Source organism: Pseudomonas sp. HTZ2 (assembly GCF_033173945.1).
Lineage (GTDB): Bacteria > Pseudomonadota > Gammaproteobacteria > Pseudomonadales > Pseudomonadaceae > Aquipseudomonas > Aquipseudomonas guariconensis.
Window position 1 is genome coordinate 1,735,246 of sequence record NZ_CP137332.1, and the last position, 25,845, is coordinate 1,761,090.

The following is a 25,845-nucleotide window of genomic DNA, read 5'->3' on the forward strand; positions in this document are numbered from 1 at the left end:
TCGCGATCAAGCGGTCGCTGGGGTCAGAACGCGGTGACTTGGTTGCGCTGCGCGTGCTTGAGGAAGGCCGTCAGTTCGCGAGCCGACAGCGGCTTGCTGTAGTGGTAGCCCTGACCCTCATGGCAGCCCTGGGCGATGATGTAGGCTTCCTGCTCGGCGGTTTCCACGCCTTCGGCGATCACCTGCATGCCCAGGCTCTTGCCTAGCTGGATGACAGCCCGGACGATGGTGGCGTCGTCATCGTCATCCAGCAGGTCCTGGACGAAGCTCTTGTCGATCTTGATCTTGTCCAGCGGCAACGACTTCAGGTAGCTGAGCGAGGAGTAACCGGTCCCGAAGTCATCGATGGCGATCAGCGCCCCGGAGCGGCGCAGGCTCAGCAAGTGCTGGGCGGCGGTGCTGATGTCCTCCATCAGGCCGGTCTCGGTCACCTCCAGCTCCAGGCTGCGCGGGGGCAGGCGGTAGATCTGCAACAGGTTGTTGACCACCCGGGGCAGCTCGCTGTGGTGCAGCTGCACGGTGGACAGGTTGACGGCCATGCGCAGGTCGCTGAAGCCCAGGTCGTGCCATTCACGCAACTGTCGGCAGGCCTGGTCGAGCACCCACTCGCCGATGCCGATGATGCTGCCGTTCTGTTCGGCCAGAGGGATGAACTGGTCGGGCGGAACCATGCCCAGCTCTGGGTGCTGCCAGCGCAACAGGGCTTCGACGCCGACCACACGGTGATCGCGGTAGCTGATCTGGGGTTGGTACACCAGGTACAACTGGTTGCGCGGCAGGGCTTCGCGCAGGTCTTTTTCCAGCTCGCGGCGCCGACGCATCTCGCTGTCGACGCTGGCGATATAGAACTGGTAGCGGTTACGGGAGCGGGCCTTGGCCAAGGTCATGGTCTGCTCGGCTTTTTGCAGCAGTTTCTCGGTGCTGTCGCCATCTTCGGGGAACAAGGTGATGCCGATGGTAGCGCGCAGCCGGATGTTCTGGTGATCCAGGGGGAAGGGCATTTCCAGGTCGTCGAGGATGCTCTGGGCGAGCTCGGCGGCCTCGTACGGTTGTTCGATGTCGGCCTGGACCAGGGCGAACTGGTCCCCACCGAGCCGCGCCAGGGCGCCGAGGCGGCCGCTGTGGGCACGCAGGCGGTCGGCCAAGGCCAGCAACAATTGATCGCCGACTTGATAGCTGAATTGCTCGTTGATGCCCTTGAAATCGTCCAGCCCCACGCACAACACCGCGACCCGGCGCTGCAGGCGGCCACCATCGACGAGAATCTTGTCCAACTGCTGCTGGAATTGCTGGCGGTTTGGCAGCCCGGTGAGGAAGTCGTACTGGGCCATGCGTTGTAGGCTGTTCTCGGCTTCGTGGCGCAGGTGGGTGTTGCGTTCGATGGAGGCCAGCAACTGGTTGGCGGTGTTGACCCACAGCCCCAGCTCGTTCTTTTCATGGCCCTTGAGCAGCGGGATCTCATGCTGGCTGGGGCGGTCGGGATTGATCTGGGTGAGGTGCTCGATGAGCTTGGACAATGGCTTGGTCAGCAGCCAGTGATAGACCAGATACAGCACCAGGCCCATGGCGAGCGCGCGCAGCACCCCGGAAATGAAGATGATCACTGCATTGATCAGAAAGCCTTCGCCATAGGTGGCCGTGTCCAGGGTGATGCTCAGGTCGCCGTAATACTCGCTGTACGGCCCACGGCCGACCAGTTGGGTGGTGAAGGTCCTTTGCTGACCGAGGATCAGGTCGGTCAGCCAGCGTGCGGGCGTGTCCTGAAGCGGACGGGATTTTTCCGCGAGCATGGTTTCGTTGGGGTGGCCGATGGAGGCCGCGCGCACTGAAGCGTCCTGGAACAGGCCTTCCATGACCTGCATGCCCATCTCCCGGTCAAGGCTGTAGACCGCTTGGGTAGACGGGTCGCGGAACATGTCGAGGATGCGTTGGGCATCGTTGTTGACGGACTGGCGGGTCTTGTAGGCGTCATAGACGATCTGCGCGCAGCTGAGGACAACGCCGACAGCCAGCGCCGAGAGCAGCACGACCCTGAGCAACTTGACCGACAAGCTGTCCCGAAATTCCAGCTTCAATGGGGTTTCCTTAATCCATGCGCATGCCATTATTTTGCCATTACCTTTGGCAATACACTATCGACCGATTGTCGCGACAGGTGACGGCCGTCGTTCATCCTCTCATGGGCAATATATCGGTTGTGGGGACTGGCGACTTGAGTGCGCTGTATCAACTTTCCAGAAGATTCATGTTAGCGCGCTATCGGGTGTGGGCAAGCGCCGGCGAGGCGTGTGTGTGCGCGAGGGCCTCATAGGCGAAATCTGCACAAAAAAAAATCCGACGCATGAGCGTCGGATTTCTTGGATCGAAGGTTACCCCAGGCATCAGGCCTTGAAGGTTTTGCCTTCGAACTGCTCGGCCACGAAGGCCCAGTTGACCAGGTTCCAGAACGCCTCGACGTACTTAGGACGCAGGTTGCGGTAGTCGATGTAGTAGGCGTGTTCCCAGACGTCGCAGGTCAGCAGCGGGGTGTCGCCGCTGGTCAGCGGGTTGCCGGCGCCGATGGTGCTGGCCAGGGCCAGGGAACCGTCGGCCTTCTTCACCAGCCAGCCCCAGCCGGAACCGAAGGTGCCGACGGAAGTCTTGGTGAACTCTTCCTTGAACTTGTCGAAGGAACCGAAAGCCTTGGTGATGGCATCGGCCAGGGCGCCGGTTGGCTGGCCGCCGCCGTTTGGCGACAGGCAGTTCCAGTAGAAGGTGTGGTTCCAGACTTGAGCGGCGTTGTTGAAGATGCCACCCGAGGAGGTCTTGACGATGTCTTCCAGGGACTTGCCCTCGAATTCGGTGCCTGGGACCAGGTTGTTCAGGTTCACGACATAGGTGTTGTGGTGCTTGTCGTGGTGATACTCCAGGGTTTCCTTGGAGATGTGCGGCTGCAGGGCATCGTGGGCGTACGGCAGCGGCGGCAATTCAAAAGCCATGGTGGATCTCCTGATTCAGGTCTGTTCGCGGTTTGCGCAAGGCCGATCACGGGCGGCCCGAGGTGCGTCAGCGCGTTTGACACGCTTTGCGACGCAAGGGCTGGATCATAGCACCGGCCCTTGCGCATAACCACGCAACAAACATAGGGAATAGTGGGCGCTGCGAGCTTCACGCAAGCGTCAAGCTTCAAGCTTCAAGTTGGAAGAGGGCGCCGTGTCTGCCTTTGGCTTGCAGCTTGCAGCTTAGAACTCACCCTTCAAGAAAAGATCAATTGCGCGGCGACGGCGAACATCATCACAGCCACCATCAGGTCCAGCAGGCGCCAGGTGGCTGGACGGGCGAGCCATGGCGCAAGCCAGGCCGCGCCCAGCGCAAGGGTCGAGAACCACACCAGCGAGGCACTGGCGGCGCCGGCCACATAGGCCCCAGGTACGGTCTGTTGGGCGCCCAGCGAGCCGATCAGCAGCACGGTGTCGAGGTAGACATGAGGGTTGAGCAGGGTCACTGCCAGGGCGCTGAGCAACACCGCGCGACGCGAGCGCATGCCTTGGCCTTGCTGGTGTTGCAGGCTCTGCTTGGAGCACGCGCTACGCAGTGCCTTGGCCCCGTACCAAATGAGGAACACCGCACCGCCCCAGCGTGCGACCGCCAGCAAGGTCGGGTTGTGAGCCAGGACCGTGGCCAGGCCGAACACCCCGGCGGCCACCAGGATGGCATCGCAGATGATGCACAGCGCGGCCACCGGCAAGTGATGCTCGCGGCGCAGGCTCTGGGCCAGGACGAAGGCGTTCTGTGCGCCGATGGCCATGATCAGGCCGAATGCCACCAGCATGCCGTTCAGATAGCTTTGCCACATAACAGGAACACTCCACTGACGCCGAACAAGCGCCGGCGTTGATTACCCAAGAAGATGCTGGCCATTGTGAGGAAATGCCCTGTATAAGAAAAACAAATAAAGCTGATCTGGCATTAGAGAAATAGATGTTCGACTACAAGCTGCTTGCCGCCCTCGCTGCCGTCATCGAACAAGGCGGTTTCGAACGTGCTGCTCAAGTTCTGGGCCTGTCGCAATCGGCCATTTCCCAGCGCATCAAGCTGCTCGAGGCGCGGGTCGGCCAGCCGGTGCTGGTGCGGGCCACGCCACCGAGCCCCACCGAGGTGGGGCGACAGTTGCTCAACCATGTGCAGCAGGTGCGTCTGCTTGAGCGTGACCTGCAGCGCCAGGTCCCGGCGCTGGACGAGGAAGGCCTGCCCGAGCGCCTGCGTATCGCCCTCAACGCCGACAGCCTGGCGACCTGGTGGGCGGGTGCGGTGGGGGATTTCTGCGCGGGGCAGCAGGTGTTGCTCGATCTGGTAGTCGAAGACCAGGAGGTCGGCCTCAAGCGCATGCGTGCCGGCGAAGTGGCGGCGTGCCTGTGTGGCAGCGAGCGGCCGGTGGCCGGCGCGCGCAGCGTGTTGCTGGGGGCCATGCGTTACCGGGCATTGGCCAGCCCCGCGTTCATGGCCCGGCACTTTGCCCAGGGGTTCGAGGCCCGGCGCCTGGCGCGGATCCCGGCAGTGGTGTACGGCCCGGATGATTTCCTGCAACACCGCTACCTGGCTTCGTTGGGCATCGAGGGCAGTTTCCTGTATCACCTGTGCCCTTCGTCCGAAGGGTTTCTGCGCATGACCGAGGCCGGTGTGGGGTGGGGGTTGGTGCCGGAATTGCAGGCCCGCGAACAACTGGCCAGCGGCCAATTGGTGGAAATCTGCACCGATACCCCCATCGACGTGCCGTTGTACTGGCATCATTGGCGCAATGGCGGGCAGTTGCTCGCTCAGCTGACCGAGCACCTGCGCCATACGGCGTCGAGCTGGCTGGTGCCCTTGTAGGCGCGGACGGCGTCAGCTGCATCTGTAATTTGGCAAGGCGGAGTGTTACATGCGAATTCTGGTCACCGGTGCGAGCGGCTTCATCGGCGGGCGCTTTGCGCGCTTTGCCTTGGAGCAGGGCCTGGAGGTGCGGGTCAATGGCCGGCGCGCCGAGGGCGTTGAGCATCTGGTCAAGCGCGGCGCCCAGTTCATTTCTGGCGACCTAGGCGATGCCGAGCTGGCCCGGCGGCTCTGTCAGGGTGTCGACGCGGTGGTCCATTGCGCTGGCGCCACCGGCCACTGGGGTCGCTATCAGGATTTTCACCAGGGTAACGTGGTGGTCACCGAGAACGTGGTGGAAGGCTGCTTGAAGGAGCACGTGCGGCGCCTGGTGTACCTGTCGTCGCCGTCGCTGTACTTCAATGGCTCTTCGCGTCTTGATATCCGCGAGGAGCCATTACCTCGGCGATTTCATGACCTTCAGGCGTCGACCAAGCGCCTGGCCGAACAGAAGGTCTTCGGCGCCCAGGAGTTCGGCCTGGAAGTGCTGGCCCTGCGACCGCAACGGGTCACCGGCGCGGGCGATGCCGGTTTCTTCCCAAGGCTCATGCAGCTGCAGCGCAAGCGCCGCCTGGCCATCATCGGCAATGGCCTTAACAAGGCCGATTTCACCAGTGTGCACAACCTTAACGAAGCCCTGCTCAGCGCTCTGTTCGCCGATGAGCAGGCGCTTGGCCAGGCCTACAACATCAGCAACGGCCAACCGTTGCCGCTGTGGGATGTGATCAATTACGTGATGCGCCAGATGCAGCTGCCCCAGGTTACCCGCTACCGTGGCTATGGCCTGGCCTACAGCCTGGGCGCGTTGAACGAGGCCGCCTGCCTGCTGTGGCCAGGCCGTCCACAACCGACCCTGTCGCGCCTCGGGGCGCAGATGATGAGCAGGGATTTCACTTTGGATATCAGCCGCGCGCGGCAACATCTGGACTACCGGCCCAAGGTCAGCCTGTGGACCGCGCTGGATGAATTCTGCGCCTGGTGGAAGAACGTGCCCGGCCAACAATGAACCCCGGCCGAGGATAATGGTCATCAGTGCGCCGCTCTGGCGGTTTATACTCATGCCTCTTTGCTATTACTGTGGTTGAAAGCCTCCATGCGTAACGACCCCCTCGACGATTTCGACGATGTGCCGACCCTGCGTGCCGGTACTCCGGATGATGATGAACTGCTCCCGGCGCACGTGGCACGGAGCCGGCGCAAGGCCGCGCGTCCGGCCAGCACGGGCCCGCTGTGGGCGCTGCTGGGGGCCTCGGTCATCGCCCTGGCGGGCCTGGGATGGTGGAGCTTCCAACAGATCTCGCTGATGGAGCAGCAGTTGGTAGCGACCCAGGAGAGCTTCGCCCGGATCAGCGAAGAAGCCGCGGGGCGACTTCAGGCGATCAGCGGCAAAGTCGAGGCCAGCGAGTCCAGTGTCAACACCGGTAGCGAGGCCTTGAAGCTGCAGATCCGCCAGTTGAAGGCGAGCTTGGCCGAGCAGAGCAAGCAGCAGCAGGGTGTGGCGGGCCAGGCGGGGGATCTGGGCAAGCGTCTGGAGCAGGTCTTGGCCGATACCCGTGCACAGCAAAAAGCGGTGACAGAATTGCAGAGCCAGTTGCAGGCGCAGCTCAAGGCGGTCAATGGTGAGTTGGCCGCGCTCAAGTCCGGCCAGCTCGATGGCGGCAAGCTCGACGGCCAGATCAAGAGCCTGAGCAGCGAAGTGGCGAGCCTGAAGAAACAGGGTAATCCCAGTGCGGCGATCGAGAGCCTGGAGCAGGACGTGCTGGTGCTCAAGAGTCAGATCGACAACCGCCCGGCACCCAGCGCCGGTGGGGCTTCGGTGCAGGAGTTCGATGCCTTCCGCAGCCAGGTGACCCGCAACCTCAATACCTTGCAGAGCCAGATCCAGAACCTGCAACAGCAGATCAACGCCCGGCCTTGAATCTACTGAGCTGTGTTCGCGGGTGAACCCGCTCCCACAAGGCTTGTAGGAGCGGATTTACGATCACATCCGCGGATAGTCGATGTAGCCCACCGGCCCTTTGGCGTAGAAGGTCTCCGGGCGCGGCTCGTTCAGCGGCGCATCGGCGGCCAGACGGGCGGGCAGGTCGGGGTTGGCGATGAATGGGATGCCAAAGGCCACCGCGTCGGCTTTGCCGCTGGCCAGCGCCGCGTTGGCACTGGCTTTGTCGAAGCGCTCATTGACGATGTACGGGCCACCGAAGGCTTCCTTGATCAGTGGGCCGATGCTGTCGTCGGCTTCTTTCTCCCGCGAGCAGATGAATGCGATGCCGCGCTTGCCCAGCTCCCGAGCGACATAGCTGAAGGTCTCGGCGCGGTCGGCATCGCCCATGTCATGGGCGTCGGCCCGTGGTGCCAAGTGCACGCCTACACGATTGGCGCCCCACACCTCGATCGCCACGTCGGTCACCTCCAACAGCAGACGAGCACGGTTTTCCAGGGAGCCGCCGTAACGGTCGGTGCGCTGGTTGGTGCTGCTTTGCAGGAATTGATCGAGCAGGTAGCCGTTGGCCCCGTGGATCTCTACGCCATCGAAGCCGGCCGCCTTGGCATTTTCGGCACCGGTGCGGTAGGCCTCGACGATGTCGGCGATTTCTTCGGTCTCAAGGGCTCGTGGCGTCGGGTACTCGGTGATCGGACGGATCAAGCTGACGTGGCCCTTGGGCTGGATCGCGCTCGGGGCCACCGGCAGTTCGCCGTTGAGGTACTGGGTGTGGGAGATGCGCCCGACGTGCCACAGCTGCAGGAAGATGCGCCCACCAGCCCCGTGCACGGCCTTGGTGACGTTGGTCCAGCCGCGCACCTGTTCGTCCGACCAGATGCCGGGAGTGTCAGGGTAGCCAACGCCCATGGGGGTCACCGAGGTGGCCTCGCTGAGGATTAGCCCGGCGCTGGCGCGTTGCACGTAGTACTCGGCCATCAATGCGTTGGGCACTCGGCCTTCGTCGGCGCGGCAACGGGTCAATGGGGCCATGATGATGCGGTTGGGCAGTTGCAGGTCGCCCAGTGTGATCGGATCGAAGAGCGTGGTCATTGGCGTAGCCTCGCGAGGGTCAGTTGGAAGCGGTTGCCAGTTCGGCGTTGCCGCCGCGCTGGTGGAAGGTAATCAAGGTGACGATCAGCGCCAGGATCGCCAGGGCAGCCGCGGCCAAGGGCACGCGGGTCAGGCCGAAGCCGTGGGCGATGACACTGCCGCCGACCCAGGCGCCCAGGGCATTGCCCAGGTTGAAGGCACCGATGTTCAGGGTCGACACCAGGTTGGGTGCGGCCTTGCCGTAAGTCACCACGTTGACCTGCAGGGCAGGCACGGCGGCAAAGGCGGCGGTGGCCCAGAGGAACAAAGTGATCTCGGCAGGTACCAGGGCCGTGCTGGTCCAGCTCAACGCCGTGGACACCACTGCCATGGCGGCGAACACACCCACCAGAGTCGCCCCCAGGCGGCGGTCGGCGAGCTTGCCGCCGAGGATGTTGCCCACGGTCAGGCCCAGGCCGATCAACAGCAAGGTCCAGGTGACGCCACGTGGCGATACGCCGGTGACGTCGCCGAGCAGGGGGGCGACGTAGGTGAACAGGGCGAACATCGAGGCCGAGAACAGCACGGTCATGCTTAGCGACAGCCAGATGCCGGCCCCCTTGAGGGCGCCCAGTTCGGCGCGCATGTCGACTTTCTCTTCCTGGCGCTGCAGCGGCAGGTAGCGCACCAGGCCGATCAGTGCAATCACGCCGATGGCGGTCACCGCCCAGAAGGTCGAGCGCCAGCCAGCGGCCTGGCCCAGCGCAGTCCCCAAGGGCACGCCGAGCACGTTGGCCAGGGTCAAGCCGGTGAACATCAGGGCCACGGCCGAGGCGCGGCGGTTGGCCGGTACCAGGCTTGCCGCCACCACCGAGCCGATGCCGAAGAAGGCGCCATGGCACAGGGCGGTCACCACGCGGGCGAACATCAAAAGGTCATAGTCCGCGGCCACCGCGCAGAGCAGGTTGCCGACGATGAACACGCCCATCAGCGTCACCAGCGCGGCCTTGCGCGGCAGACGCGCAGTGGCCAGGGCCATGAACGGTGCGCCGATGGCCACCCCCAGGGCGTAGCCGGTCACCAGCCAGCCGGCACCGGGGATGGTCACCCCCAGGTCCTGCGCCACATCGGGCAGCAGGCCCATGATGACGAATTCGGTGGTGCCGATGGCGAAGGCGCTGAGCGCCAGGATCATCAGGGAAAGAGGCATTGCAAGGTCCTTGTCAGAGCTCTTGGCTCATCTGCTGGAGGAACGCCTGGATGGTGTCCTCGTTGCGTTTGAAGAAGTGCCACTGGCCGATCTTCTGGCTGCTGATGAGGCCCGCGCGCTGCAAGGTGGCCAGGTGGGCGGAGACGGTCGACTGCGACAGGCCGCAGCGTTGGTCGATTTGCCCGGCACAGACGCCGTATTCGGTGCTGTGCTGCTGGTCGGGGAACTGCGCAGCCGGGTCCTTGAGCCAGGTGAGGATTTCTCGCCTTACCGGGTGGGAGAGGGCTTTTATTATTTCGTCGAGATCAAGAGGCATGGTGGGACTCATGGTGTGTAGCGTTATATCGCGATGAGGCGAAATATAAATCGGTATTTCGCGATATACAAATATGAAGAGGTTCTTAGCTGAGCGCGAATCGCTATATCGCGTTATAACGATATGGTTCCCGTGAGTGCTAGACTGGGCGCCATGAACTACCTCGCACACCTGCATCTGGGCGGCCGAGAGCCGCAACAACTGCTCGGCAGCCTGTATGGCGATTTCGTCAAAGGTTCGCTGCAAGGGCGCTTCCCGCCGGCCCTCGAGGCTTCGATTCGTCTGCACCGCCATATCGACAGCTACACCGACAGCCACCCGCTGGTACTGGCGGCGCTGGCGCGCTTTCCCCGTGAGCGGCGGCGTTTTGCCGGGATCGTCCTGGATGTGTTTTTCGACCACTGCCTGGCGCGGCACTGGGACGATTACGCCGAACAGCCGCTGTACGCCTTCACCGGAGACTTCTATCGCGTACTACTCGCCGAGCCGGCACTGCCCGGGCGGCTGGCGCATATCGCCCCGTTCATGGCCGCAGACGACTGGCTGGGCGCCTATGGCGATTTCGACACGCTGGAGCAGGTGTTTCGCGGTATCGCCCGGCGGTTGTCACGGCCGGAAGGCATGGACGGGGTGATGGGGGAGTTGGAGGTGTTGTACGAGCCGTTGTTGGCGGATTTTCGCGAGTTCTATCCGCAGTTGCAGGCTTTTGCGCTGGCGAGTCGGTGAACCTTCATACGACCGTACGGGCCTTTTCGCGGGTAAACCCGCTCCCACAAGGCACCGCCACCCTTATCGGAGCGGGTTTACCCGCGAAAGGGCCGATTGGACCGCCACACGACTTAGGCCGCCTTCGCTTGCCGTCGCGGCACCGCTTCCCACCCGTCGGCGCCATACAAGGCCAGCTGCACCGCCTGCTGTGCCTGGAACGCCAGCACCGCCCGCTCCTTGCCTAGGCTGGGGATCGGCTCCAGCAGCTGGATGATCACTTCCCCGTGCGGCTGGCGGAACAAACGCATCAGGTGAGACACCAGGTCGTCATCGCCAATGAACGGTGCGATCGGGTCCGCTTGACCGTTGCGCAGGTACTGGATCGCCACCGGCTGCACCGGGGTGCCTTGGTCGATGGCGCCGGCCAGCAGCCGGCCATGGAAGGTACGCAGGGCGCGGCCGTCGGTGGTGGTGCCTTCCGGAAAGATCAGCAGCGGCCGTTGCTGGCCCAACTGCTCACCGATCTGCTGAGACAGACGCTGGCCGTCACCACCGCCACGGTGGATGAACAGGGTGCCGGCTTTTTCCGCCAGCCAACCGGCCAGCGGCCAGTGGCGCACTTCGGCCTTGGACAGGAACGACAGCGGCGTGAGCATGCCAAGCAGGGGGATGTCGGTCCAGGACACATGGTTGCTGACCCACAGCATCGGCTGTAACGGTAAAGGGCCAATCACTCGGACCTCGAAGGGCAGGGCGGCGACCAGATACCGCATGAACAGGCATGTCCAGCGCTGGCGCCGTTGGCAGGAAGGCTTCAGGCCCAGGCGTTCTCCCAGGGTGATCGCGCTGGCCATGACGATGCCCAGTGCCAGCACCAGCAGCAGACGCGACAGGCGGGCGAATGCCCGCAATCCAGGCATCACACCGCCGCCTTGAAGTGGCGGGCGTAGCGCGGGCAGAGGTCGTCGCGCTTGAGCAGGATGAACACATCGGCGACCTGGAAATCCTCGTCCCAGCACGGTTCGCCGCAGATCTTCGCGCCCAGGCGCATGTAAGCCTTGAGCAAGGGCGGCATTTCGGCGATGACGTTGTTCGGCAGGGCCAGGGTCGGCAGTGGTTTTTTCGGCTCGGCCCGCAGGTGCTCGGTGCACAGGTAGCGTTCGCGCAGACGCTGCATGATGGCGTGGGCCTGCACGCCGCCGTCCTGCATGGGAATGCTGGCGCACCCCATCAAGTAGTTGTAGCGGCCTTCGTTGAGCACTTCGGCGAGCTCGCCCCAGAGCACGGCAATGGTGCCGCCATTGCGATAGGCCGGGTCGACGCAGGTACGGCCCAGCTCCAGGATCGGCCCCTGCAGTTGCAGCAGGCCGTGCAGGCTGAACTCTTCTTCGCTGTAGAAGCGTCCCAGGCTGCTGGCGGCCTGGTGGTCGAGCAGACGGGTAGTGGCGACCAGTTGGCCGGTGGCCAGGTCACGCACGCCGATGTGGCGACAATGGATGTCGTAGTCGTCCATGTCCAGGCCCAGTTCCGCGCCCTTGAGCTTGGCCTGGAATTCGGCGCTGAACACTTTGAAGCGCAGGGCCTGTGCTTCCTGAAGCGCCGTGGCGCCGACCAGGCGTTCGGCTTGCAGACGGCGTTCAGTGCTGGTGTCGCCAGAGCGTGCGGTCCGAGTCATTGCGAGTCTCCATGAGCCAGCCAAGGGTTGCGGCCGGTCGACTTTGTTGTGCAAAGTCAGCCTAGGTACGCGCGGTGTCACCCCCGTGAAGCTTTGGTGATGCTTGCGTGACAACCCCTGACGAGGAGCCTGCGATGCCCTGGTTGCAACGAGTCAACGACCCCTACCGCCAGCCCGAGGCCCAAAGCCTGGGTGAAGGCTACGCCGCCCTGCTCGAGCGTCTCGGGCCAGTCTCGCCCTTCGAGCTGGCGGTGCTCGGTGGGCGGGCGATGGCGACGCCGGGGCTGGCTTTTCTAGTCGGTTACCAAGCGGCCCTGCGTGTGCTCTGGCCCAGTGCCCCGGCCAGCCTGGGTGCCTTGTGTGCCACCGAGCGGCGCAGCGTGCGGCCGGCGGACATGCAGACCCGCCTTGAGAACCTGCGCCTGACCGGCAGCAAGGATTTCGTCACAGCCGGGCTGGACGCCGAATGGCTGCTGGTGGCGGCGCGCAGCGAGGCTGATGGCGAGAAGCCTCGACTGCAACTGGCGGTGGTCTATCCGGGTGAGGCAGGGGTGACGCTGGAGGCCTTGCCCACCTTGCCGTTGATGCCCGAAGTCGGCCATGCGCGCCTGCAGTTGCACCAGGCCGCCTGCGAACGGCTCGCCGGTGATGGTTGGGATGCCTACGTCAAACCCTTCCGCTCGTTGGAAGACCTCTACGTGCTCGCCGCGCTGGTGGCCTGGCTGTATGGCGTCGGTCAGGAAAGTGCCTGGCCCCAGGACCTGCGGCTGCGTTTACTGGGCCTGCTGGGTGGATGCGCCGAGGGCAGCCGACAGTGCGCCGACAGCGCCGCCTGCCACTTGCTGCTGGGCGGTCTGTTCGCCCAGTTCCATGCGCTGCGCGAGACGATCGACAAAGCCCTGGCGGGCGGGCCGCCTCACTGGATGCAGTTGTGGCAGCGCGATCAGGGCGTGCTGGCGCTGGCCACGGCGGCGCGGGAGAAGCGCCTGCACAAGGCCTGGGCCGCTGTCGGATTGTCATGAAACCCTGGCAGGCTCGCCCGTTCAGCCACGTGAGGGGCGGCCATGGGCAGGTTGGGGAAATTGCTGGGCATTCTGGCAGGGGTGAGCGTTTCGGCGTGGGCCGAGTCGTGGCCGGATCCACAGTGGCAGCGCGAACCTGCGGCCATCGACTGGCAGGCGGTCGAGGCCTATGCCTTTCCCGACCGCGACGAGACCGGGCGCACGGGTGTGCGCAGCGATGCGCTGCTGGTCATCCGTGACGGGCGTATCCTGTATGAGCGCTACGTCGCGCCCACCCGTGCCGACACCACGCACCTGACCTGGTCGATCAGCAAGAGTGTGCTGGCCACTGTGCTGGGGGTAGCTTACGGCGAAGGGCGCTTTACCCTCGATGCGCCGGCATGGCACTACTATCCGCCGCTCAAGGTGCATTCGGAACTGCGCATCGTCGACCTGCTGCATTGGGCCAGCGGCCTGGCCTGGCAGGAGGACTACGAATACGCACCGCTCAAGTCCTCGGTGGTGGCCATGCTGTATACCCGTGGCCGTAAGGACATGGCTGCCTTCACCGCAGCGCAGCCGGCCGAGGTGGCACCGGGCGAGCGCTTTCGCTACTCCAGTGGCGACAGCAACCTGCTGGCGGCGGCCTTGCGCGGCATGCTGCCCCCCGACAGCCGTGATGACTACCCATGGCAGGCGTTGTTCGAGCCCTTGGGTATTCGCCGCGCAGTCTGGGAGCGCGATAGCGCCGGCACCTACGTGGGCTCCTCCTATCTTTATTTGAGTGCGCGAGACCTGGCCCGCATCGGCCTGCTGATGCTGCGTGATGGGCGTTGGCAAGGGCGGCAACTGTTGCCAAGGGACTGGGTGGCGTTCAATCGGCAGCTGTTCGAGCGGGCCGAGGCGATCCCGGACGAGGCCAATCCTGGCGGGCACTGGTGGCTCAACCAGCCGTTGCCGGGCCAGCCGGCGCCATGGCCGGACGCTGCCCAAGACGTCTATGCCGCACTGGGTCATTGGGGCCAGGCACTTTATGTGGTGCCTTCGCAGAAATTGGTGATCGTGCGTTACGCCGATGACCGCGATGGCACCTACCAGCACAACGAACTGCTCAAGCGGGTGTTGGCGGCCGTTGCGGGGGAGGGCCGATGAAGCGCGTCCTGCTGTTGTTGATGGTGGCGTTGCTGGTGTGGGCGTGGCACGAGCGTCAGGCGTTGGCGGATTTTCCAAGCATCCTGTCGGCCTACTCGGCCAAGGAGTACTGCTCGTGCCGCTTCGTCATGGGCTTCGATGAGGTCTACTGCCGGGGTTATGTACAGCAGTACCTGCCCTTGGGCAGGTTGGAAGAGGACCACGCGCGACGTCGGGTGCTCGCTGAAGGCTTGGGGCGGCGCAATCAGGCAGCCTGGGTGAACGCGCGGGAGGGCTGCCGCTTGCTGCCGTGAAGGCGGGCGGGTAAGGTTGACGGCCTTGTTACACGAGATTTCAAATGTTCAAACTGCCCCGTCTACTGCCTGCTCTGCTCATGGCCTTGTGCCTGCCTGCCCATGCCAGCTGGCACCTGGATGGCGAGTCCTCACGTTTGTCTTTTGTCACCAGCAAGAATGGTGACACCTCCGAGGTGCATCGCTTCCTGGTGTTCCATGGCAAGGTCGACGGCAAAGGCAATGCCCAGGTCAGCATCGAAATGGATTCGGTCAGCGGTGGCATACCGCTACGTGACGAGCGCATGCGCAACGAGCTGTTCCAGGTCGCCAAGTTTCCCGAGGCCCTTGTGCAGACGAAGATCGACCTGCGCCCCATCAACGACCTGGCCAATGGCGCCCAGGTCGAACTGCGTTTGCCGGTGACTGTGACCCTGCATGGGCAATCGCACCGCTACGACACCTTGCTGCTGGCCACCCGTCTGGATGAACGTCGTTTCCAGGTGGTAACCCTGGAGCCGTTGATCCTGCGTGCCGAGGAGTTCGATCTGTTGCCGGGGCTGGCGTCCCTGCGCAAGCTTTCCGGTGTTGCGTCCATCAGCCCATCGGTGCCGGTGAGTGCGGTGCTGATCTTCTCCGCCCGCTGACATGCCGGGGCCGGTCTTCCCCTGGCGGGATGGCAACGAGTTCGAACTGCTGATCGACGGCCCCGAATTCTTTCCGCGCATGCTCCTGGCGATCGTGCGCGCCGAATTCCAGGTCGATCTGGAGCTCTATCTGGTCGAAGCCGGTCGCTGTGCAGATGCGGTGGTCGAGGCCTTGGAGCAGGCCGCCAGCCGTGGCGTGCGGGTTCGCTGCCTGTTCGACGATTATGGCTCGCTGGCCTTCCCCTCAGCGTTGCGCCAACGCCTGGAGGCGGCGGGCGTACAGGTGCGCTACTACAACCGCCTGCGTTGGCGGCGTGGGGTTCGCAACCTGTACCGGGACCACCGCAAGCTGTTGCTGGTCGATGAATGCTGGGCAGTGGTGGGCGGGACGGGCGTTACCGATGAATTCTGGACCCCAGGCGTCGACACCAGCGAATGGCATGAAGTGATGGTGCGAATGGAAGGCCCCATCGTCACCGACTGGCAACTGTTGTTCGATCGCCAGTGGCACGCCAACAATCGGCGCACCGCCTGGCGGCCAGCCGAGGGCTTTGGCCTGCCCCGCCTGCCGCGGGTGCCCGCCCAAGGCCAGGGCATGGGCCGGGTGGCCTACGCCGACGCCCGTCAGCATCAGGACATCTTGCACTCGCTGGTGCGTGCCCTCAACAGCGGCCAACGGCGCATCTGGCTGGCCACACCGTACTTCCTCCCGACCTTCAGTGTGCGTCGCTCCCTGCGACGAGCGGCGCAGAAGGGCATCGACGTGCGTCTATTGCTCACCGGCCCGCGCACCGACCACCCGGCGGTCCGTTACGCCGGGCACCGCTATTACCCCCGTCTACTGCGCGCCGGCGTTCGGATCTTCGAGTATCAGCCGTGCTTCCTGCACCTGAAGATGGTGCTGGTGGACGAGTGGGTCAGTGTGGGGTCATGCAACTTCGATCATTGGAACCTGCACTTCAACCTCGAGGCCAATGTAGAAGCCCTCGACCCGCCCCTGACGGCGGCGGTGGCCGCCAGCTTCGAGCGAGACTTCGCCCTCAGCCAGGAAGTCGACCTGGCACGCTGGCATGCCCGGCCCTTCTGGCGTCGGCTGCAGCAGCGGTTGTGGGGGTGGCTCGACCGGCTGGTGGTCAATCTGCTCAATCGTCGCGACTAGACCTGTGGTGAGTACCCGTACACGCTGAAGCGGACTATCGTGCAGGGATTGTTCCCATGCAACGGAAGGGGTGGATGCGATGACGGCCAAGAAAATTCTCATGCTGGTGGGTGACTTCGTCGAGGACTACGAAGTGATGGTGCCGTTCCAGGCACTGAAGATGGTCGGGCATACGGTGCATGCGGTGTGTCCGGAGAAGCTGGCCGGGCAGACGGTGCGCACGGCGATCCATGACTTCGAGGGCGACCAGACCTACAGCGAGAAGCCTGGGCACAACTTTGCCTTGAACTTCGATTTCGTGCAGGTTCGGGCCGAGGGGTACGACGCGTTGGTGATCCCCGGTGGCCGGGCGCCTGAGTACCTGCGCCTGGATGAGCGGGTGCTGGCGCTGGTCAAGGCCTTCGACCAGGCGGGCAAGCCGATCGCGGCGGTGTGTCACGGGGCGCAGTTGCTGGCGGCGGCAGGTGTGCTGGAGGGGCGTGAGTGCAGTGCGTATCCTGCGTGTGCACCTGAGGTACGGTTGGCGGGGGGGCGGTTTGTGGATATCGCTCTGGACCAGGCGCATGTGGATGGGAATCTGGTGACGGCGCCTGCCTGGCCGGCGCATCCTGCCTGGTTGGCGGCGTTTCTGCGGGTGCTTGGGTAGTTTCTTGGGCTAGGTCGGTGTCGGTGTCGGTGGTTTCATTCATTTGAGTTGTTGACGCTGACTCACCGTTTCGCCCTTACGGCGGGTCACTTTTGCCCAAGAGCAAAAGTAGGTCGCCGTAAGGGCGAGAAGCGCCATCAGCGCCCCCACCAACATTGGATATTCACACGCTCCTCAAAAAGCTCAACCTACCTGCTCAACCCAATCATTCAAGTTGTAGTAATTGGTCACCCGAGCAATCTTCCCACAATGGATATAGAAGAACGCCCCCGCCGGCAGCACATACGTCTGTCCGTTGGCCGGTGGCAGCCCTTCGTCGTCGGCCAGGTACTCCCCATGTACGGTGAACTCCGCCGCCGCACGGCTCCCATCGGCATTCTGCATCACCACGATGTCCGCCAGACGCTCCCGGTAGCAGCGGTTCATCTTGTCCATGAACGCTGCAAACGCCGCTTTGCCCATCTGCCGCTCACCCTGGTTGATGTCGTGAATCACATCTTCGCTGAGCAATCCGAGGAAGGCGGGCATGTCGCCAGCATTGAAGGCTGCGTAATAAGCGTTCACAAGTTCGGTAGCGGTCATGGCAATGTTCCTGTCGTGTACGGGAAAGGGGATGGCTTGGGCCGGATGATAGGGTTTCCCCTCAAGCCCGGCTTAGCCGAGCGCGTCATCCACATCGACAAAACGACCGCTAAGCATGGAAATCCGCCTGTTGCACGGCGCCGCGATTGCGCCTTACATCGATGACCTCGCTCGCCTGCGCCTTTCGGTGTTTCGCGAGTTTCCCTACCTTTACGACGGTACGCCGCAGTACGAGGCCGACTACTTGTCCACCTACGCCCGCTCCGGGCGCAGCCTGGCGGTGCTGGCCATCGACCAAGGGCAGGTGGTGGGGGCCTCCACGGGCCTGCCTCTGGTCGACGAGACGCCTGAATTCCAACAGCCGTTCCTGGCCCAAGGGCGCGATCCTGCGAGCGTCTACTACTTCGGCGAGTCGGTGCTATTGCCGGCTTACCGGGGCCAGGGCTTGGGTGTGCGCTTTTTCATCGAGCGCGAGTCTTACGCTCACAAGCTCGCCGAATTCGACTACTGCGCGTTCTGCTCGGTCGAGCGGCCGGCCGGGCATCCCCGGCGTCCTGCCGACTACAAGCCCTTGCACGGCTTTTGGCGCAATCGGGGCTTCCTGCATGAGCCGTCGCTGCGCACGACCTATGCCTGGCGCGACCTCGACGAGGAGCAGGCATCGGCGAAGATCATGTCCTTCTGGCTCAAGGAACTACCCTTGTGATCCGTCTGGCCGCTTGCCAGTACGCCATCGAGCTGCACACGACCTGGGCGGCCTATGCCGAGCACCTCCAGAGCTTGTGCGCCGAGGCTGTCGAGGGCGGCGCGCAGTTGTTGCTGCTGCCTGAGTATGCGGGGCTGGTCCTAAGTGGCCAGTTGCCCTCTGAGCAACGGAGCGACCTGAAGGGATCGATCGCTGGGATCCAGCCGCTGATCGAGCCCTGGCTTGCCTTGTGCGAGGGAATCGCTCGGCGCTGGGGAATCTATCTGCAGCCAGGCAGCCTGCCGGTGCTCGAGACGGACGGGCGCTACCGCAACCGTGCCTGGTTGTTCGGACCGGACGGCGTGCTGGGTTATCAAGACAAACTGATCATGACCCGCTTCGAGCGTGAGCAATGGGACATCGCTGCTGGTGAAGGGCTCAAGGTGTTCGATACGGCGCTGGGACAATTGGGCATCCTGATCTGTTACGACAACGAATTCCCCCTGCTCGCCCGATACTTGGCCGAACGAGGCGCCGACTTGATCCTGGCCCCAAGCTGTACTGACACCGAGGCTGGTTATCACCGGGTGCGCATCGGTGCCCAGGCCCGAGCACTGGAGAATCAGATCGCGGTGCTGCAAAGCCCGACGGTGGGTATGGCGCCTTGGTCGCCGGCGCTTGACGAGAATATCGGACGGGCAGGGCTGTTCGTGCCGCCGGATTACGGCATGCCGAGTAATGGGGTGATTGCCGAGAGCGCCGAGCTTTGCCCTGATGGCAGTCGCTGGCTGCTGGGTGAAGTCGATCTGGAGGAAGTACGTCGGGTTCGACGCGAAGGACAGGTGTTCATCCGGCGGGACTGGCCGGAGCAGTTCGACAGAATTGGATAGGACAGTTGCGGCCCCTTCGCGGGTGAACCGGCTCCTACGAACGCTCCACTGTTTTGGAGTTCAGTGGATGCCCTGTGGGAGCGGGTCCATCCGCGAAGACGGCGCCGCTGCTACATCAGGCTTACTTCACTTCAACCGCAAGGCTCTGCGCGATCTTGCTCTGCCACAGGGCGGGACCGGTGATGTGCACCGACTCACCGTTGCTGTCCACCGCGACGGTGACCGGCATGTCCTTGACCTCGAACTCGTAGATCGCTTCCATGCCCAGCTCGGCGAAGGCCAGGACCTGGGACTTGCGGATTGCCTGGGCCACCAGGTAGGCGGCGCCGCCAACGGCCATCAGGTACACCGCTTTGTTGTCCTTGATCGCCTCGATGGCGGTCGGGCCACGCTCGGACTTGCCGATCATGCCCAGCAGGCCGGTCTGCTCGAGGATCTGGCGGGTGAACTTGTCCATGCGGGTGGCGGTGGTCGGGCCGGCAGGGCCTACCACTTCGTCACCGACCGGATCGACCGGGCCGACGTAATAGATGAAGCGGCCTTTGAGGTCGACCGGCAGCTCTTCACCGCGGTTGAGCATCTCGACCATGCGCTTGTGCGCGGCGTCACGACCGGTGAGCATCTTGCCGTTGAGCAGCAGGGTCTCGCCCGGCTTCCAGCTGGCGACTTCTTCCGGGGTGATCGCATCGAGGTTGACGCGGCGGGCGCTCGGGCCGGCTTCCCAGACGATTTCCGGGTAGGCGTCCAGCGACGGCGCTTCCAGCTCGGCCGGGCCGGAGCCGTCCAGCACGAAATGGGCGTGGCGGGTGGCGGCGCAGTTCGGGATCATGCAGACCGGCAGCGAGGCGGCGTGGGTCGGGTAGTCCATGATCTTGACGTCGAGCACGGTGGTCAGACCGCCCAGGCCCTGGGCACCGATACCCAGCTGGTTGACCTTCTCGAACAGCTCCAGGCGCAGTTCTTCGATGCGGTTCTGCGGGCCACGGGCCTTGAGCTCATGGATGTCGATGGACTCCATCAACACTTCCTTGGCCATGACCGCAGCTTTCTCTGCAGTGCCGCCGATGCCGATACCCAGCATGCCAGGCGGGCACCAGCCGGCGCCCATGGTCGGGACAGTCTTCAGGACCCAGTCGACGATCGAGTCGGATGGGTTGAGCATGGCCATCTTCGACTTGTTCTCCGAGCCACCGCCCTTGGCTGCGACGTCGACCTCGACCTTGTCGCCGGGCACGATGGAGTAGTGGATGACGGCCGGGGTGTTGTCCTTGGTGTTCTTGCGGGCACCGGCGGGGTCAGCCAGGATCGAGGCGCGCAGGACGTTTTCAGGCAGGTTGTAGGCGCGACGCACACCCTCGTTGATCATGTCGTCGACGCTCATGGTGGCGCCATCCCAGCGCACGTCCATGCCCACGCGCACGAACACGGTGACGATACCGGTGTCCTGGCAAATCGGGCGGTGGCCGGTGGCGCACATGCGCGAGTTGATCAGGATCTGGGCGATGGAGTCGCGCGCAGCGGGCGACTCTTCACGCAGATAAGCCTCGTGCATCGCCTGGATGAAATCGACGGGGTGGTAGTACGAGATGAATTGCAGGGCGTCGGCAACGCTCTGAATCAGGTCGTCTTGCTTGATCACGGTCATGCAGCGCGCTCCTCTTAAAGACGGGAACATTCAAAAAGGCTCTTCCGACACAGCCGACCAGCGCGTCGAAACACCTTGCAAGGCGCGCCGGCAGGCAGTGGCCGACGCAAAAGGGCGCGGCAGTATAGCGCGCATCGATGCCCGGCACACCTGCGCGTGGTCTGGACCAAGGTCGGCACGCTGTGGGCATCCTTTTTGCTCAATTGCCGGGCAAGCCCTAGAGTGGGCGCAGTGATGTGTGGAGATGTTTCGATCATGCCCGAACTTCGCGTCGGCGAGCACCGCTGGAGCGTGCCGGCCGCCAGCAACCTGCTCGACGCCCTCAACGAGGCCGGCTATGCCGTGCCCTACAGCTGCCGCGCCGGCAATTGCCACGCCTGCCTGGTGCATTGCCTGGAAGGCCAGCCCGAGGATGCCATGCCCGAGGCCTTGAGCAGTGAGCAGCGCGAGCAGGGCTGGCGCCTGGCCTGCCAGTGCCGGGTGAACGGCGATCTGCAGGTCGCCGTCTTCGACCCGCTGACCGACGGCTTGCCTGCGCGGGTCTGCGAGCTGGACTGGTTCGGTGACGTATTGCGTTTGCGTCTGCAACCCGAGCGGCCTCTGCGCTATCAGGCAGGCCAACATCTAGTGCTGTGGCAGCAGGGCGTTGCACGGCCTTATTCGCTGGCCAGCCTGCCAGGCGAGGACAGGTTTCTGGAGTTTCATCTGGACTGCCGCCTGCCGGGTGCCTTTTGCGATAAAGCCAGGCATTTGGTCGTCGGCGACGGACTGCGCCTGGGTGAGCTCAGGGGCGGTGCCCTGCACTACGACGCCGGGTGGCAGGATCGGCCGCTATGGCTGCTGGCGGCAGGGACAGGGCTTGGGCCGTTGTGGGGGATTCTGCGCGAGGCGCTGCGACAGGGGCATCAGGGGGAGATCAAGGTGATGCACGTGGCGCGGGATCGCCAGGGACATTATCTGGCTGGCCCCTTGAATGAGCTGGCGAGCCGTTATCCACAGGTGAATGTGTGCTGCGTGACCGCAGAGGCGTTGGAGGAAGCGTTGGCGGGGCTGTGCCCTTCGTCGCGACAGACGGTGGCGCTTGCGTGCGGAGCGCCGGGCAGTGTGGAGCAGTTCGCGCGGCGGCTGTTCATTGCCGGTGTGCCGAGGAACCAGGTGTTTGCCGATGTGTTCACCGAACATGCCTGAGTGAACAGAGGAGGGCGTTGCCCTCCTTTCGCGATGCAAGGCCGCCCCCACAGGTAAAGCGGTGGGCGCTGGCCAAGCCTGCGATGGGCCGCGAAGCGGCCCCAGGGTCCGACAACATCAGACCAGCGGGTCACCCACGTGCAGGATCTTCATGCCGTTGGTGCCACCGATGGTGTGGTAGCTGTCGCCTTTGGTCAGGATCACCCAGTCACCCTGTTGCACCAAGCCGCGCTTGAGCAGTTCGTCGACGGCCGCCTGGCTGACCTTTTCGGCTGGCAGCGAGGCTGGGTCGAAGGCGATCGGGTAGACGCCGCGGAACAGCGATGCACGCGCCTGGGTGGCACGGTGCGGCGACATGGCGTAGATCGGCACGTGCGAACGCAGGCGCGACATGATCAGCGGGGTGTAGCCGCTCTCGGTGAGGGCGATGATCGCCTTGACGCCCGGGAAGTGGTTGGCGGTGTACATCGCGGCCAGGGCGATGCTTTCGTCGCAACGTTCGAACGTCGTGTGCAGGCGGTGGCTGGATTTCTGGCTGGTCGGGTGCTTCTCGGCACCTTGGCAGACGCGGGCCATGGCCTTGACCGCTTCGATCGGGTAGGCACCGGCGGCGCTTTCGGCGGAGAGCATGACCGCGTCGGTGTTGTCCAGCACGGCGTTGGCCACGTCGGACACTTCGGCGCGGGTCGGCATCGGGTTCTGGATCATCGACTCCATCATCTGGGTCGCGACGATCACCGCTTTGTTGTTGCGGCGGGCATGCTGGATGATCTTCTTCTGGATGGCGATCAGCTCGGCGTCGCCGATTTCCACGCCCAGGTCACCACGGGCGACCATTACCGCGTCGGAGGCTGCGATCAGGTTGTCCAGAGTCTCGTCGTCGGCGACGGCCTCGGCGCGTTCGATCTTGGCCACCAGCCAGGCGGTGCCACCGGCTTCGTCGCGCAGCTTGCGGGCATATTCCATGTCGCTGGCGTCACGCGGGAAGGAAACGGCCAGGTAGTCCAGGTCCATCTCTGCAGCCAGCTTGATGTCGGCCTTGTCCTTCTCGGTCAAGGCCGGCGCGGTCAGGCCGCCACCTTTGCGGTTGATGCCTTTATGGTCGGACAGCGGACCGCCGATGATCACCACGCAGTGCAGGGCGTCGGCGGTCGCGGTTTCGACGCGCATGACCACGCGGCCGTCGTCGAGCAGCAGCTCGTCGCCGACACCGCAGTCCTTGACCAGGTCGGGGTAGTCGATACCGACGATTTCCTGGTTGCCTTCGGTCAGCGGATGGGCGGTGGAGAAGGTGAATTTGTCACCGATCTTCAATTCGATGCGCTTGTTGCTGAATTTGGCGATGCGGATCTTCGGACCCTGCAGATCGCCCAGCAGCGCGACGTGGCGGCCATTCTTGGCGGCGATGTCGCGGATCAGGCGGGCGCGGGCCTTGTGCTCGTCTGGAGTGCCGTGGGAGAAGTTCAGGCGCGCCACGTCCAGGCCGGCGAGGATCAGTTGTTCGATCACTTCCGGTGAATTGCTGGCGGGGCCCAGGGTGGCGACGATTTTGGTACGGCGGATGGTCATGCACAGACTCCTATAGTGAAGCGCAGCGAAAGGCTACTCCTGAATATCGCTGTAGTCATTGTTCCGTTGCACTACCTCACCAGTTGGCAGGGTGGCGTTTGAACGGGCGGGGTATGCTTGCAGATGCATGTGAAGATTTGCCGCGCCAGGCCGATACACTGTCCATCAAAGGAGATCCCCCATGCGAGCCCTGATCGTTTTAGCCGTCGCGGCCAGTGTCGTCGGCTGCACCCGCTGGTCGATGGACCATCACCTGAACAATGCCTACCGAGCCTATGACCGGGGCGACTGCCAGCGTGTGATGCTGGAGCTCTCGCAGGTGGACCGCACCAGCCGGGCACGGCCGTTCATCCATCCGGAAGTTTCGATGCTGCGTGGCCAGTGCCTTGAGCGTCAGAAGCTCTACATGGACGCGGCCCAGACCTATCAGTACCTGATGCAGCGTTATCCACAGAACGAGTATGCCTACCGCGCCAAGGCGCGCCTGCAGACCCTCGAACAGCTCGGGCACCTGCGTGGCGAGTCGGCGGTGGCGACGCCTGCGACCGGTACACCTTGGCGTTAACACCAAGGTGTTCTTGATTTCATGGAAATGCCGAGTCGCGCTGAGCTAATCTGTTAACCAGATGTAACGCTCACCGCCAGTACCTTGTCTTCCTGGCATCAGGTACGGATCGCGCCACGCCATGTTTATTCAACGCCATATAGAACGCCACCAGTTGCCTTGTGTCCTCAAGGTCTACAACCGGTTCACCGACCAGCAGATCGGCTACTTGGGCAATGCTTCGGAAGACGGCCTGATGTTGATCAGCCATCTGCCGGTACTGGTGGGGCCGGATTTCGAGTTGCAACTGCGCCTGCCGGTGGTTGGTGGCGGGGTGCAATGCATCAATCTTACCGCCAGTTGCCTGTGGTGCCGTGAGGATCAGACCCCCGGCCACTACGACGCCGGTTTCATGCTGTTGCAGCCCCCGCGCGAATACGACGACTTCGTCCGGGCTCTGCGCAACTACTTCAGCTTCCGCCCCATCAACGCCTCCGCCTGAGTCTTCGGCAACGCGCTGCAGCGAATTCGTGGGTGCGGACCGGCCTGTCAGGTCGCTAGACTCTGGTCGACCTTGTTACAGGAAGACCCCGTGAGCTCCAGCATCTTCTGGCACGACTACGAAACCACCGGCATCAATCCACGCTGCGACCGTCCGCTGCAGGTCGCAGGCGTGCGAACGGACTTTGAACTCAACGAGATCGAAGCGCCTATCAGCCTCTATTGTCGTCCCAGCGACGATATCCTGCCGCACCCGGCCGCCTGCCTGGTCACCGGCATCACGCCCGCGCAACTGGCCCGTGAGGGGCTATGCGAAGCCGAATTCATGACCCGGGTCCATGCGCAACTGGCCCGTCCCGGCACTTGTGGCGCAGGCTACAACACCCTGCGTTTCGATGACGAGGTCACCCGCTACAGCCTCTACCGAAACTTCTTCGACCCCTACGCCCGAGAATGGCAGGGCGGCAACAGCCGCTGGGACCTGATCGACGTGGTGCGCACCGCCTATGCCTTGCGCCCGGAAGGCATCGTCTGGCCGCAGCAGGACGGTCGCACCAGTCTGCGCCTTGAACTGCTGAGCAAGGCCAACGGCATCGACCATGGCCACGCCCACGAAGCGCTTTCCGACGTACGGGCAACGATCGCCTTGGCTCGCCTGATTCGCCAGAAGCAACCCAAGTTATATGACTGGTTGTTCCAATTGCGCAGCAAGCACAAGGTGATGGAGCAGATCCGTCTTTTGCAGCCGCTGGTACATGTATCTGGCCGCTTCTCTGCAGAGCGTAATTATCTGGGGGTGGTATTGCCATTGGCCTGGCATCCACGTAATCGGAATGCACTGATTGTGTGCGACCTGCACCTGGATACCTTGCCGTTATTGCAAGAGACCACAGAAACATTACGACAATGTTTGTATACCCGGCGTGACGAATTGCCTGATGGACAATTACCCGTTCCGCTGAAGTTGGTGCACATCAATCGTTGCCCGGTCGTGGCCCCGTTGACGGTATTGCGCCCTGTCGATCAGCAGCGGCTGGGTCTGGATATGTCGCAGTTGCAACGTCGTGGGGAACAATTGGCCGAGCAACAGCATATTTGGCAGGACAAGCTCGAAGGCATTTACAGCGGCGATGAGTTCGCGGCTAGCGAGGACCCTGAGCAACAGTTGTATGATGGTTTTCTGGGAGACCGAGATCGTCGCCTCTGTGATCAAGTGCGCGCCCTTGACCCTGTGCAATTGGGACAGGGGCACTGGATGTTCGATGACTCGAGGATGTCAGAGCTGTTATTCCGTTATCGGGCAAGAAACTTCCCCGATACCTTGAGTGCCGAGGAGCGGCAGCGTTGGTTCTCGTTCTGTCAGCAGCGCTTGAGCGACCCGCGACTGGGCGCGCCGAACACGCTGGGTGACTTCGAGCAGGCTTGCCAGAGCGCCCTGGCAACGGCAGATGCTGCCGGAAGGGGAGTATTGGAGGCGTGGCAGGCACATGTTCAGCAGTTGAAGGCGCAATATCAACGCTAAGGTGCACGCCCAATAAAAACGCCGGCAATGTGC

27 protein-coding genes are annotated in these 25,845 nt (G+C 63.5%); 16 read left to right on the forward strand and 11 right to left on the reverse strand.

The genetic code is table 11. The annotated features are described in order from the left end of the window. Positions 1-23: 23 nt before the first annotated feature. The 3 genes from R6G97_RS08140 to R6G97_RS08150 all read right to left on the reverse strand — a co-directional run bounded on the left by R6G97_RS08140 (position 24) and on the right by R6G97_RS08150 (position 3,835). On the reverse strand, positions 24-2,075 hold the full coding sequence (locus R6G97_RS08140; protein WP_090344922.1) for a putative bifunctional diguanylate cyclase/phosphodiesterase: 2,052 nt from the start codon (positions 2,073-2,075) through the stop codon (positions 24-26). 306 nt (positions 2,076-2,381) lie between these two features. Further along, positions 2,382-2,978 carry a superoxide dismutase gene (locus R6G97_RS08145; protein ID WP_043213571.1) on the reverse strand — a complete coding sequence of 199 codons (597 nt, stop codon included), beginning with the start codon at positions 2,976-2,978 and terminating at the stop codon, positions 2,382-2,384. 257 nt (positions 2,979-3,235) lie between these two features. Beyond that, complete coding sequence (locus tag R6G97_RS08150; protein ID WP_043213572.1) at positions 3,236-3,835, reverse strand: LysE/ArgO family amino acid transporter; 600 nt, start codon at positions 3,833-3,835, stop codon at positions 3,236-3,238. Positions 3,836-3,960: 125 nt separating this feature from the next. Here R6G97_RS08150 and R6G97_RS08155 point away from each other — a divergent pair, with 125 nt between their 5' ends. The 3 genes from R6G97_RS08155 to R6G97_RS08165 all read left to right on the forward strand — a co-directional run bounded on the left by R6G97_RS08155 (position 3,961) and on the right by R6G97_RS08165 (position 6,808). Then, positions 3,961-4,851: a LysR family transcriptional regulator ArgP gene (locus R6G97_RS08155; RefSeq protein WP_070576115.1), complete on the forward strand. Its 891-nt coding sequence runs from the start codon at positions 3,961-3,963 to the stop codon at positions 4,849-4,851. A gap of 49 nt (positions 4,852-4,900) precedes the next feature. Next, positions 4,901-5,896 carry an NAD-dependent epimerase/dehydratase family protein gene (locus tag R6G97_RS08160; protein WP_090344926.1) on the forward strand — a complete coding sequence of 332 codons (996 nt, stop codon included), beginning with the start codon at positions 4,901-4,903 and terminating at the stop codon, positions 5,894-5,896. Between the two features lie 87 nt (positions 5,897-5,983). Next, on the forward strand, positions 5,984-6,808 hold the full coding sequence (locus tag R6G97_RS08165) for an ATPase (RefSeq protein ID WP_043213579.1): 825 nt from the start codon (positions 5,984-5,986) through the stop codon (positions 6,806-6,808). Positions 6,809-6,871: 63 nt separating this feature from the next. Here the strand turns inward: R6G97_RS08165 and R6G97_RS08170 are convergent, their stop codons facing one another. The 3 genes from R6G97_RS08170 to R6G97_RS08180 are packed head-to-tail and all read right to left on the reverse strand — an operon-like array spanning position 6,872 to position 9,426. Beyond that, a complete protein-coding gene (locus tag R6G97_RS08170) occupies positions 6,872-7,921 on the reverse strand; it encodes an alkene reductase (RefSeq protein WP_043213581.1) in 1,050 nt (349 codons plus the stop codon). Between the two features lie 19 nt (positions 7,922-7,940). Further along, positions 7,941-9,110, reverse strand: coding sequence for an MFS transporter (locus tag R6G97_RS08175; RefSeq protein WP_090344930.1), 1,170 nt, complete (start codon positions 9,108-9,110; stop codon positions 7,941-7,943). 13 nt (positions 9,111-9,123) lie between these two features. Then, on the reverse strand, positions 9,124-9,426 hold the full coding sequence (locus tag R6G97_RS08180) for an ArsR/SmtB family transcription factor (RefSeq protein ID WP_043213583.1): 303 nt from the start codon (positions 9,424-9,426) through the stop codon (positions 9,124-9,126). A 153-nt stretch (positions 9,427-9,579) separates the two neighbouring features. Between R6G97_RS08180 and R6G97_RS08185 the strand changes: the two genes are divergently transcribed. Continuing rightward, positions 9,580-10,152, forward strand: a complete 573-nt coding sequence (locus tag R6G97_RS08185) for an acyl carrier protein phosphodiesterase (protein ID WP_182819140.1) — start codon at positions 9,580-9,582, stop codon at positions 10,150-10,152. Positions 10,153-10,265: 113 nt separating this feature from the next. Here R6G97_RS08185 and R6G97_RS08190 read toward each other — a convergent pair whose 3' ends face one another. Both R6G97_RS08190 and olsB read right to left on the reverse strand, forming a co-directional pair. Continuing rightward, positions 10,266-11,054, reverse strand: a complete 789-nt coding sequence (locus R6G97_RS08190; protein WP_317847980.1) for a lysophospholipid acyltransferase family protein — start codon at positions 11,052-11,054, stop codon at positions 10,266-10,268. After that, positions 11,054-11,809, reverse strand: coding sequence for an L-ornithine N(alpha)-acyltransferase (olsB, locus tag R6G97_RS08195; RefSeq protein WP_070576097.1), 756 nt, complete (start codon positions 11,807-11,809; stop codon positions 11,054-11,056). The genes R6G97_RS08190 and olsB overlap by 1 nt, the downstream gene beginning before the upstream one ends. Before the next feature lie 134 nt (positions 11,810-11,943). Here olsB and R6G97_RS08200 point away from each other — a divergent pair, with 134 nt between their 5' ends. From R6G97_RS08200 to R6G97_RS08225, 6 genes are all read left to right on the forward strand, one after another. Further along, the gene (locus R6G97_RS08200; RefSeq protein ID WP_043214961.1) at positions 11,944-12,831 is read left to right on the forward strand and encodes an acyl-CoA dehydrogenase; all 888 of its coding nucleotides are present in this window, start codon (positions 11,944-11,946) and stop codon (positions 12,829-12,831) included. Positions 12,832-12,873: 42 nt separating this feature from the next. Continuing rightward, positions 12,874-13,962, forward strand: coding sequence for a serine hydrolase domain-containing protein (locus R6G97_RS08205; protein WP_414628456.1), 1,089 nt, complete (start codon positions 12,874-12,876; stop codon positions 13,960-13,962). Further along, positions 13,959-14,255, forward strand: a complete 297-nt coding sequence (locus R6G97_RS08210) for a hypothetical protein (protein WP_043214957.1) — start codon at positions 13,959-13,961, stop codon at positions 14,253-14,255. The genes R6G97_RS08205 and R6G97_RS08210 overlap by 4 nt, the downstream gene beginning before the upstream one ends. 44 nt (positions 14,256-14,299) lie before the next feature. Then, a complete protein-coding gene (locus R6G97_RS08215) occupies positions 14,300-14,881 on the forward strand; it encodes a YceI family protein (protein WP_043214956.1) in 582 nt (193 codons plus the stop codon). Position 14,882: 1 nt separating this feature from the next. Continuing rightward, positions 14,883-16,040, forward strand: a complete 1,158-nt coding sequence (locus R6G97_RS08220; RefSeq protein ID WP_070576082.1) for a phospholipase D-like domain-containing protein — start codon at positions 14,883-14,885, stop codon at positions 16,038-16,040. 79 nt (positions 16,041-16,119) lie between these two features. Further along, a complete protein-coding gene (locus tag R6G97_RS08225) occupies positions 16,120-16,686 on the forward strand; it encodes a DJ-1/PfpI family protein (protein ID WP_070576079.1) in 567 nt (188 codons plus the stop codon). A gap of 183 nt (positions 16,687-16,869) precedes the next feature. On the opposite strand, the gene R6G97_RS08230 is transcribed toward R6G97_RS08225, so the two are convergent. After that, positions 16,870-17,268 carry a nuclear transport factor 2 family protein gene (locus tag R6G97_RS08230; RefSeq protein WP_043214944.1) on the reverse strand — a complete coding sequence of 133 codons (399 nt, stop codon included), beginning with the start codon at positions 17,266-17,268 and terminating at the stop codon, positions 16,870-16,872. A gap of 115 nt (positions 17,269-17,383) precedes the next feature. Between R6G97_RS08230 and R6G97_RS08235 the strand changes: the two genes are divergently transcribed. Next, entirely contained in the window at positions 17,384-17,974 is a 591-nt protein-coding gene (locus R6G97_RS08235; protein WP_043214941.1) for a GNAT family acetyltransferase, read from the forward strand. Further along, positions 17,971-18,843, forward strand: a complete 873-nt coding sequence (locus R6G97_RS08240) for a carbon-nitrogen hydrolase family protein (protein WP_182816315.1) — start codon at positions 17,971-17,973, stop codon at positions 18,841-18,843. Before R6G97_RS08235 ends, R6G97_RS08240 begins: the two co-directional genes overlap by 4 nt. A 121-nt stretch (positions 18,844-18,964) precedes the next feature. Here R6G97_RS08240 and R6G97_RS08245 read toward each other — a convergent pair whose 3' ends face one another. Continuing rightward, entirely contained in the window at positions 18,965-20,488 is a 1,524-nt protein-coding gene (locus R6G97_RS08245; RefSeq protein WP_043214937.1) for a fumarate hydratase, read from the reverse strand. Between the two features lie 255 nt (positions 20,489-20,743). Here R6G97_RS08245 and R6G97_RS08250 point away from each other — a divergent pair, with 255 nt between their 5' ends. Further along, entirely contained in the window at positions 20,744-21,676 is a 933-nt protein-coding gene (locus R6G97_RS08250; RefSeq protein WP_102081637.1) for an iron-sulfur-binding ferredoxin reductase, read from the forward strand. A 117-nt stretch (positions 21,677-21,793) separates the two neighbouring features. On the opposite strand, the gene pyk is transcribed toward R6G97_RS08250, so the two are convergent. Further along, entirely contained in the window at positions 21,794-23,245 is a 1,452-nt protein-coding gene (gene pyk / locus R6G97_RS08255) for a pyruvate kinase (RefSeq protein WP_043214932.1), read from the reverse strand. A gap of 181 nt (positions 23,246-23,426) precedes the next feature. Between pyk and R6G97_RS08260 the strand changes: the two genes are divergently transcribed. The 3 genes from R6G97_RS08260 (at position 23,427) to sbcB (ending at position 25,812) form a co-directional block, all read left to right on the forward strand. Further along, positions 23,427-23,810, forward strand: coding sequence for a tetratricopeptide repeat protein (locus R6G97_RS08260; protein WP_043214930.1), 384 nt, complete (start codon positions 23,427-23,429; stop codon positions 23,808-23,810). 121 nt (positions 23,811-23,931) lie between these two features. Next, a complete protein-coding gene (locus R6G97_RS08265; RefSeq protein WP_070576060.1) occupies positions 23,932-24,291 on the forward strand; it encodes a PilZ domain-containing protein in 360 nt (119 codons plus the stop codon). 90 nt (positions 24,292-24,381) lie between these two features. Next, complete coding sequence (gene sbcB, locus R6G97_RS08270; protein WP_102081638.1) at positions 24,382-25,812, forward strand: exodeoxyribonuclease I; 1,431 nt, start codon at positions 24,382-24,384, stop codon at positions 25,810-25,812. The last annotated feature ends 33 nt before the right edge of the window (positions 25,813-25,845 follow it).